This is a genomic window from Pseudoalteromonas sp. MMG012, assembly GCF_018100875.1.
GTDB classification, from domain to species: domain Bacteria; phylum Pseudomonadota; class Gammaproteobacteria; order Enterobacterales; family Alteromonadaceae; genus Pseudoalteromonas; species Pseudoalteromonas aurantia.
The window spans coordinates 1-9,585 of sequence record NZ_JAGJEF010000113.1; the positions used below are offsets into that span (position 1 = coordinate 1).

General features: G+C 43.1%; 8 protein-coding genes and 1 pseudogene. All 9 read right to left on the bottom strand.

Annotated features, from left to right (window positions below):
• Nucleotides 1–397, bottom strand: a pseudogene (locus J8L97_RS21560) (restriction endonuclease); the annotation flags it as partial.
• Between the two features lie 70 nt (nt 398–467).
• On the bottom strand, nt 468–1,130 hold the full coding sequence (gene nth, locus J8L97_RS21565) for an endonuclease III (RefSeq protein ID WP_211052696.1): 663 nt from the start codon (nt 1,128–1,130) through the stop codon (nt 468–470).
• A gap of 18 nt (nt 1,131–1,148) precedes the next feature.
• Nucleotides 1,149–1,847: an electron transport complex subunit E gene (locus J8L97_RS21570; RefSeq protein WP_211052697.1), complete on the bottom strand. Its 699-nt coding sequence runs from the start codon at nt 1,845–1,847 to the stop codon at nt 1,149–1,151.
• On the bottom strand, nt 1,844–2,479 hold the full coding sequence (gene rsxG / locus J8L97_RS21575) for an electron transport complex subunit RsxG (RefSeq protein WP_211052698.1): 636 nt from the start codon (nt 2,477–2,479) through the stop codon (nt 1,844–1,846). The genes J8L97_RS21570 and rsxG overlap by 4 nt, the downstream gene beginning before the upstream one ends.
• Nucleotides 2,476–3,534, bottom strand: coding sequence for an electron transport complex subunit RsxD (gene rsxD, locus J8L97_RS21580; RefSeq protein WP_211052699.1), 1,059 nt, complete (start codon nt 3,532–3,534; stop codon nt 2,476–2,478). Before rsxD ends, rsxG begins: the two co-directional genes overlap by 4 nt.
• Nucleotides 3,531–6,179: an electron transport complex subunit RsxC gene (rsxC, locus tag J8L97_RS21585; protein ID WP_211052700.1), complete on the bottom strand. Its 2,649-nt coding sequence runs from the start codon at nt 6,177–6,179 to the stop codon at nt 3,531–3,533. Before rsxC ends, rsxD begins: the two co-directional genes overlap by 4 nt.
• Before the next feature lie 9 nt (nt 6,180–6,188).
• Nucleotides 6,189–6,743 (bottom strand): electron transport complex subunit RsxB, encoded by a 555-nt coding sequence (gene rsxB, locus J8L97_RS21590; protein ID WP_192508149.1) that lies wholly within the window; start codon nt 6,741–6,743, stop codon nt 6,189–6,191.
• Between the two features lie 2 nt (nt 6,744–6,745).
• On the bottom strand, nt 6,746–7,327 hold the full coding sequence (rsxA, locus tag J8L97_RS21595; RefSeq protein WP_192508148.1) for an electron transport complex subunit RsxA: 582 nt from the start codon (nt 7,325–7,327) through the stop codon (nt 6,746–6,748).
• Nucleotides 7,328–7,529: 202 nt separating this feature from the next.
• On the bottom strand, nt 7,530–9,473 hold the full coding sequence (locus tag J8L97_RS21600) for an EAL domain-containing protein (protein WP_192508147.1): 1,944 nt from the start codon (nt 9,471–9,473) through the stop codon (nt 7,530–7,532).
• Nucleotides 9,474–9,585 lie beyond the last annotated feature (112 nt).

Here is a 9,585-nt window from a genome sequence, read left to right on the forward strand (position 1 = left end):
CAGTGTCTGGTAATTGTTCTAATGGAGTACAACTTCCAGGTAGCACGTTTAATTCAAAAGGAATGTTGTGTTTTTTCCGCTCAGCTTCAGGAGCTAAGACTAATTCACACCGGATTAATCTAGGTGAATTACGATTTCCAAACTTTTGAGCATCACTTGAACTTATAAAGAAGTCGCAATAATACTCATGTCCTTTAAGTGGATAAATTAAGGGGGTATTACTTGTAAAAGTACTTACGTTAGTTAGAAAACCAAAGCTTTTATCTTTAAGTGGCTTTATTTCTCCCCATACTTCAATTGTATCGGTTTCTACTTTCCAATGCTCTTTAAGACACTGAACTAACTCTTGATTACTGTAGAATTTTAGTTCGTTATGATCATAAATTTTGCCTTCCATTGAGTTTTACAACATCCTTATTTTGGTGCTAACCATTTAAATTCTTAATCATAATATAAGTTTAAGGCATTTAGTCGCTAGTTTTTTCTTTAAACTCACATAGGTCTTCAATAATACATGCACCGCACTTTGGTTTTCGAGCAGTACACACATATCTGCCATGCAAAATAAACCAGTGGTGTAGGTTGAACATAAACTCGGTTTTACGAGGCGTGTTTTTAATAATGGCTTGTTCAGTTTGTTCAACAGTCTTGCCTTTGGCGTAACCTGTGCGGTTTGCAAGGCGTTGAATGTGGGTATCAACCGCTAAAAAGTATCTACCTTCATTATCTTTTAGCCAACCAAAAGCGGTATTCAGCACAACATTCGCCGTTTTTCTGCCAACGCCTGGGAGTGCTTCGAGGGCTTCACGGTTTTCAGGGACAATAGAATTGTGTTGCTGCACAAGGATATGGCACATTTTATAAACGTTATTGGCTTTTGAATTAAATAAACCAATGGTTTTTATGTAGTCTCTCAGCCCTTCAAGGCCGAGGTCAATGATGGCTTGTGGTGTATTGGCAACCGGAAAGAGTTTTCTGGTGGCTTTATTAACACCTACATCAGTGGCTTGTGCTGAAAGTGTGACGGCCACTAATAGCTCAAAAGGGGAAGAATATTCAAGCTCAGTTTCAGGATGAGGGTTGTCATCTCTTAACCGAGTGAGAATTTCATAACGTTTTACTTTATTCATGACGGTAGATACTTATTGTTACGTTAAATTGGTTACTCGGGCTCGCGGCGCTTTTTCTGGTTGTGCCACAGGGCTTGCCTTTGCTTTTATTTGTGTATCAATCACGTTTTTCCCTGCAATGAGCAATCCTAATCCCAAAAAGGCCCCTGGAGGTAAGATTGCAACGAGAAATTGATTATCAAAAGTGAATAGCTCGATGCGCAGTACAGTTGCCCAAGTGCCTAACAGTAGGTCGGCCCCATCAAACAAAGTACCTTGGCCAATTATTTCACGCATTGCTCCTAGCACGATGAGTACCACCGCAAAGCCCAGCCCCATCATCACGCCATCCCATGCAGAGAGCAGCGGGTTGTTTTTTGATGCAAATGCTTCAGCACGACCAATAATAGCGCAATTAGTCACGATCAAAGGAATAAAGATCCCGAGGGATTGATACAAGCCAAAGGTATACGCATTCATTAATAATTGCACTATGGTGACAAACGCCGCAATTATCATCACGAAAACTGGGATCCGAATGTCTTTAGGCACCCAATTTCTAACGACAGACACGGTAATGTTAGAGCCAACCAATACTAACAACGTTGCTAATCCCAGTCCAAGTGCATTCGTTACTGTACTGGTGACTGCCAGAAGAGGGCATAGCCCGAGCAATTGCACAAGTGCAGGGTTATTACCCCACATGCCTTCTTTCATTAGTGACTTAAATTGACTCATTGTGTATCTCCACAGGCATTCTCAGCATTAAATAGCGCTTCAAAATTTTGTTTGGCGTACCAAGCGGCTTGCTTTACTGAACTTACAACAGCACGTGGGGTGATTGTAGCCCCTGTAAATTGATCAAATTGACCCGCGTCTTTTTTCACAGCAAAGCGTGGATCTGTTTGCGATTCAATTACCATACCATTGAAAGTCGTGATCCAATCAGATTTAGCCAGTTCCACTTTATCACCAAGCCCTGGCGTTTCCTCGTGGCGTGTGACACGGACCCCCGAAATTCTGCCGTCAGCATGTATGGCGCTGAGTACATCTATGTTACCGCTGTAACCGTGCGGTGTTGTATGACGCACAAGCACAGCGGATGGCGCATCATTCTTGTAAGCTCTATATAGCGTGTACGACCCATTAGGGCCAAGTTCAGGTGCATTACTGAGCACACAATCTTTATAAAGCACATTATCATATTCATTATGTGGCAATACTTGCCCTAACAGCCCCATTAAATGTTGCTGCTCTTGTTCATTGATGCGCTCAGCAGTGAGTGTTTGTACCAATGCCACACTCCCTGTCGTTATTAAAGCAAAGGCAGTAAGAATTGCGCCATTTTTATACATAGATTGAACAATCATTTACTCGCTCCATGTCCATATGTGCGTGGCTGGGTATAGTGGTCAATCAAAGGCACGGCCATGTTGAGCAGTAATACAGCAAATGCGACGGCGTCCGGATACCCCCCAAATTGGCGAATTACGTACACTAACACACCAATGCTAGCGCCGAAAATAAGCCTGCCTTTGTCGGTGGTACAGGCGGAGACAGGGTCTGTTGCGATAAAAAACGCTCCTAACATCGTAGCACCACTGAGTAAGTGAAATAATGACCCAGCTTGAGATCCTGAATCGGCAATGTATCCAATTGCGCTACATAAAGCTAATGCTCCTATGAAAGCGGTAGGAATGTGCCAATTTATAACTTTGGCCTTCAATAAATACAGACCACCGATTAAGTAAGCGACGTTCACCCATTGCCATTCAAGGCCTGCATAGGCTGAAAATTGCGATTGATTCATTGCTTCTGACACAGTTAAATTTTGGCTCACTGCGGTTTTTACCGTGTCTAGAGGCGTTGCCATTGTTGTACCATCGATTGATGTACGCAGTGTATCGAGCGTCAAGCCTGTGCTATTTGTTTGAGTGAAAATGATGGTTAATTGATCTAAAAAGCTAATAGGGGAAGCTAATAAGTGATCCACAGGCATCCAACTTGTCATTTGCACAGGAAAAGAGATCAGTAATAAAACATACGCCCCCATTGCTGGGTTAAATAAATTAAAACCCAAACCACCATATAACTGCTTTACCATACCAATCGCAAACACAATACCAACGACAATAACCCACCAAGGAGCGAGCGAAGGGATACTGACTGCGAGTAAAACTGCGGTTAACCAAGCACTTCCATCACTTAGTGAGGGCAAAATAGGTCGATTGCGTAACTTTAAAATAGCCGCTTCTACAAGAGAGGCCGTAATGATGGCAATAATAAGTTGTATGAGTACGCCAAAACCAAAAAAGTAGGCTTGTGTGAGTATGCCCGGAATACATGCGCACATTACCGTAATCATTAACTTACTCACAGATTTTTGGCTGTGATTATGCGGCGATGAAGCCATAGTCAGTTTCATGACGGGTCATTTCCTTCTTGTTCTTTGGCTTTTTTCTTTGCTTTTGCACGTGCTATTGCAGCGGCAATGGCGGCTTTACGTGGGTCAACTTTGGCTGCTGGTTGTTCAGCATCTATTGAGTCAATCGGGGGTTCTATTGTACCTCGTACTGGTTGCGAGTCTGTATTGTTAACCTCAGCCTCATTCGCTTGCGCAAGCTTTGCGGCTTTTTTGGCCTTAGCACGGGCAATCGCTGCGGCAACGGCCGCCTTACGCGGGTCTTCCTCTGTAGCTGCTTCTTCTTCAGTGGCAACGGCGTGAGCAGGGGGGTTAACAGGTGCCTCACTGGCATCATTAGTTTCGCTGACTTTTGCGGATTTTTTGGCCTTAGCACGGGCAATCGCTGCGGCAACGGCCGCTTTACGCGGGTCTTGCTCTGTAGCGGTTTCTTCTTCAGTGGCTACGGCGTGAGCTGGGGGGTTAACAAGGCCCTCTCCCGCATCATTAGTTTCGCTGGCTTTTGCGGCTTTTTTGGCTTTAGCACGGGCAATCGCTGCGGCAACGGCCGCCTTACGCGGGTCTTCCTCTGTAGCGGTTTCTTTTTCAGTGGCTACAGCGTGAGCTGGGGGATTAACAGGGGCGTCACCCGTATCATTAGTTTCGCTGGCTTTTGCGGCCTTAGCACGGGCAATCGCAGCTGCAACAGCCGCTTTACGTGGGTCAGCGTTAACCGCTTCGGACTTGCTATCTACCGCATCAACTGTTTCATGAGGCGCAGCGTTAATATCCGTATCACTGTCTAGCGTTTGAGCGGCTTTTTTCTCTTTAGCACGGGCGATAGCTGCAGCAACCGCGGCTTTTCTTGGTTCCGTTTTACTTGAATTGAGTTCAGCCTTAGGCGCACCATTATCTTCAGCAAGCTTTGCGGCTTTTTTGGCTTTAGCACGCGCTACGGCGGCAGCAACGGCAGACTTGTTGTCATTGCTATTTACTTCCGCGGTTTGCTTTTGCGCTTTATAGTTACGGGCTTGTTCTTTACGTTTGGCACGCTCTAATACCACTTCACTGTTATCAGGCTCGAGAGTGCCATCCGCCATTTTCTTCGCTTTCGCACGCTCAATTGCGGCCTGTACGGCTGATTGTTCACCCTGTTTTTTAGCAACACGGGATAACGCATCGGCCACTTTCGCTTTTTCTGCAGCAGGCTTAGCTGCTCGGGAAGGTGAGCGTGTATGTCTATTCTTACGCTCAGCTTGCTCCTGCTCTAATCGTGCCTTTCTCGCTTCAAATCGGACTTTAGCGCGTTCCGCGTTTACTTGTTCTATTTTTTGTTCTCGGATTTCTGCTTTTGCAACACGGTAGTACTGTACTAATGGGATTTCGCTAGGACAAACATAAGAGCAGGCACCACATTCGATACAATCAAATAAGTTGTAGTCTTCTAACTTGTCGTACTCTTTGCCTTTGGCAAACCATTGTAATTGTTGGGGCAATAAAGTCTGCGGACAAACATCTGCGCATGCACTGCAGCGTATACAGGCTTTTTCTTCTCCTGGTTCTGCAAGCTCTGTATTATCTGGAGCCAGAATACAGTTAGTTGTTTTGACAACAGGGATCCTCACCGAGGGAAGGGTAAAGCCCATCATTGGACCGCCCATAACAACACGTTGTGCGTCTACAGGTTCGAAGCCTTGGCTATCAAGTAGGTGTTTAATTTCAGTACCAATGAGCGCCCACACATTTTGTGGTCGCTTTATGGTGTTACCAGTGACTGTAACAACACGTTCTATTAGTGGTTTACCGGCAAATACTGCTTCACTTACAGCAAACAGTGTTCCAACATTTTGCACTAGAACACCGATATCAGCGGGGATCCCGCCACTGGGCACTTCCTTTGAAGTGAGTACACGTATTAATTGTTTTTCCCCTCCAGAGGGGTAAAGAGTGGGAATCGCTTTCACGAGAATTTTTTTATTGTGCTGGCAGGCTTGCTGCATCGCGCTGATAGCATGCGGTTTATTATCTTCGATACCGATGAGGATGAGCTCTGGAGTCAAAAGTTGCTGCATCACTTCAATACCTTTGACTATTTGGTCTGCGTGTTCACGCATTAACATATCGTCAGCGGTGATATAGGGTTCACACTCAACACCATTGATGACAAGAAACTCAACAGGTCGTTGGCTATCGGCTTTGATATAAGTTGGAAAACCCGCGCCTCCCATACCGGCTATACCAGCGTTATGAATAATATCAATCAATGCTTGGTGCGATAGAGTATCAATATGTGTATTTTCAGTTAGGGGTATCCATGTATCTTTGCCATCAGGCGTTAAAATAATACTGAGCTCAGGTAAGGCTGACGGGTGCGCTGATGGCATGGCTGCAATATTGGTTATCTCACCAGAGGTAGGTGCATGAATAGGCAAAGACCAGTTACCACTGGGCTGAGTTAAAGCTTGGCCTTTTAATACGGTTTGACCTTTACTTACAATTAACTGACCATTTGCACCAATATGCTGTTTGAGCGGTAGTATGAGCTTTTCGGGTAACGGTAAACGTGCAATCGGCGCGTGATTTGACAATGATTTTTGTTGTGGAGGATGGACGCCTCCTGGGAATTGCCACAATGTGCCATTTTCTATTTGTTCAAGTAATGTATCCACTTAAACCTCTTAATCTATTTGCGTCACGGCAATGGCGTTGATTTGCCATTTCCATGTTTGCTTAGTTTGTTCGACGGGAAGCATATCAATACAGTCAACTGGACAAGGTTCAACACATAAGTCACACCCAGTACATTCATCATCAATAACGGTGTGCATTTGGCGAGTGGCTCCAACAATGGCATCCACAGGACATGCTTGAATACATTTGGTGCATCCAATACATTCATCTTCTCGGATATAAGCAACGGTTTTTATGGGTTCAGCTTCTTCACCGCCAGCAAGGGGTTTCGCATCGACACCCATTAAGTCAGCAAGTTTCTTGACCGTTGCATCACCCCCTGGAGGGCATTTATTGATTTCGTCACCATTTGCAATGGCTTCTGCATACGGGCGACAACCAGGGTAGCCACATTGTCCACATTGTGTTTGCGGTAATATCGCGTCGACTTGCTCTACAATAGGGCTACTTTCAACACGATATTTTACGGCAGCGTAGCCTAAGATGAGTCCAAAAACGAGCGCTAATGAGCCAAGCGCAATTAAAGCGTACATCAAGGTCATGGTTATAATTTCACTAATCCAGAAAAGCCCATAAAGGCAAGAGACATTAGGCCAGCAGTGACCATAGCAATAGAAGCACCTTTAAAGGGTGAGGGCACATCAGCAACGGCTAATCGTTCCCTAAGAGCGGCAAATAAAATTAATACCAGAGAAAACCCAACTGCCGCACCAAAGCCATAGACGGCAGATTCAATAAAGGAGTGATCGTTTTTTATGTTTAATAACGCCACGCCAAGCACGGCACAGTTGGTGGTTATCAAGGGTAAAAATATGCCCAGTAATCGATATAGAGTAGGGCTGGTTTTACGTACCACCATTTCTGTAAATTGCACAACAACAGCAATGACCAAAATAAAGCTCATGGTTCTCAAAAACTCAAGGTCTAGTGGCTGCAAAATATATTGATTGACTAAATAACTTGTCACAGACGCTAATGTCAGTACAAATGTGGTCGCTAAAGACATACCGACGGCGGTGTCGAGCTTCCCAGATACCCCCATAAATGGACATAAGCCAAGAAATTGCACTAACACAAAGTTATTTACCAGCACGGTGCCGATAAGCAACATAATATATTCAGTCATTACAGCCCCTTTTGCTAAAAACTGAGGTATTTTTTGTTTGGTCGCGATTTTAGCAATTTTAACCGAGAAGATCATAATTAATGTAAACACATTTAATGGATATCTTGATGAACTGCGCGCATTTGTTGACAGTTAAGTCTATTCATTTCAAAGTAAACAAGGCCAGAGTTGGCCTTGTTGGTTATACGGACTGACGTGGTATTTAGATTTCTTTTGGTTTTTCTATGTAATACCCTTGAACGCCATCTAAGCAAAGCGTTTCGACAATATGCTTTTCTTCTTGGCTTTCAACACCCTCTGCAAATACACTAACCCCAATTCGGTGGGCAAGGTCAACCATTAACCTCATGAAATATTGATTGTTTTTGTCTTCTTCTAAACCTCGCGTGTAACTGGCATCCATTTTTATAAAGTCGGGTTTTAGATCTCGGAAAAATTTGAATGAGGTTAAACCAACACCAAAACGTTCTACAGTGATACGTGCGCCAACTCTGTGCACCATATCAATAAAGCGCTTACTGGCTTTTATGTTTTGCTGTAATCCAAACTCACTGACCTCAAACACTAATTTTGATGCTATGTTGGCGTCTTTTAATAAACGTCTTTCAAGCCATATAACAAACTGATCACTGTGGGCACTTGAAGCGGTTACATTTATACCAAAGAATTTTTCGGTAAAATTACGTGATTTAATAAGCTCGAGGGAGCTGTCAATAATTAATTTATCAATTTCAATGGCCATATCAAGCTTCTCAGCCATCGCTAAAAAAGACGCTGTTGGCAGCATTTGGCCTTCTTCAGTTTTGAATCTAGCTTGTATCTCAGCATAGGCTTTGACATTTTTGCCAATTGGCATGATGTTTTGCATCATTAAGCTTACGCGTTTTGAGTCAATCACATCGTGAATAACTTTACGCCAGTTTTGGTTACCGAATCCAGCCCCTACATTATTAACCAGATCTGATTCTCGCTGAATATGCCATGCATTGGCTTGTTTACTTTGCGCCATGCTCATTGCGTTATCTACGACGGATAGGAGTTCACCAAGCGGTTTGCCGGTTTCGTATGGCACTATTCCTGTATTCGCTACAGAGCTTAGCTCTTGATTTTGTTGGAATTGTGTGAACCTTGCTTGTAAAGTCTCGCCAAAATGCTCCGCTTCTTTTGTGGGTACATTGGGTAATATAACCGCAAAGTCAGAACTATTTAGTCTGAATGTTTGGCTGCCGGTATAAGTGCCACTGACGTGTTTTATGATATCAGAAACCGACTTTATGTATTCATCGCCTTTTTGGTAGCCTCGTGTTTGGTTGATTACCTGCAATTCACTACAGCGGATCATCGCTAAAGTACCAAAACTTTTCTTACTGGTTGATTCAATTTGATGTTCGTAATATTCCACAAACATATTGCGATTACCTAACCCGGTAATAACATCTTTATAAGCTTCTTGCTTTATACTTTGCGCCGCGGTTTGAATGTCTTCTTGTTTGCTTTTCAAAAAGTGTGCTAAGCGATTAAACGAAGGAGCGAGTTCGGCACTGAGGGCTTGCATTTTTGAGGTGTTAAATTCATTTTCAATGCTTTCAGTGACTTGGTTTTGCGTTATATAAACATCAACGGCATTTGCCACTGTAATACTGACATTACGATTCAAACGCTTATATATTGCTTTCATGTAAATTATTGGAATAAACGCAACCAAAGCTGTCAGCACAAAAAGTAGTAATAATGCTTGCTGTAAAAGCTGCGCTTGGCTTTGCGCATTGATCACAAATTCAATTTTAATGTCTTTGGCAATATTCACTGAAAACTGCGGGCGAATTGCATTGATGCTGTTTTCAATAATGTTTGTTAGAAAAGGTAGGGGAGTTGGGGCATTAATATTCAACACCGTATCACCATTAAAATCACGAACAATGAAGGTCGAGAATACGTTACCACTGGCCAATGCTTGACGTATATGCTCAGGCGTTACGTTTTCCATTGTTTTGTTTTGAATATATTGGGTTACCATTACTTGAGAGCTTCTTTGTGCTTTGCTCACAGCTGAATCAAAACTCGAAGCAAAAAAGAATGTGCCTATAAGTGAAAATGTTAACCACAGAGACAATTGTAAAAATATAAGTTTTTTAAAACCAGCCATTGTTTTATCTATCTGTTAAGGAAGAGAAATTTTTGTATTTTTAGTAACCAAAAGAGGTTTTCAGAAAACTTTTGTAGAGTAGTGCAAATAAGAGGAAAAGTCTAATAGATTC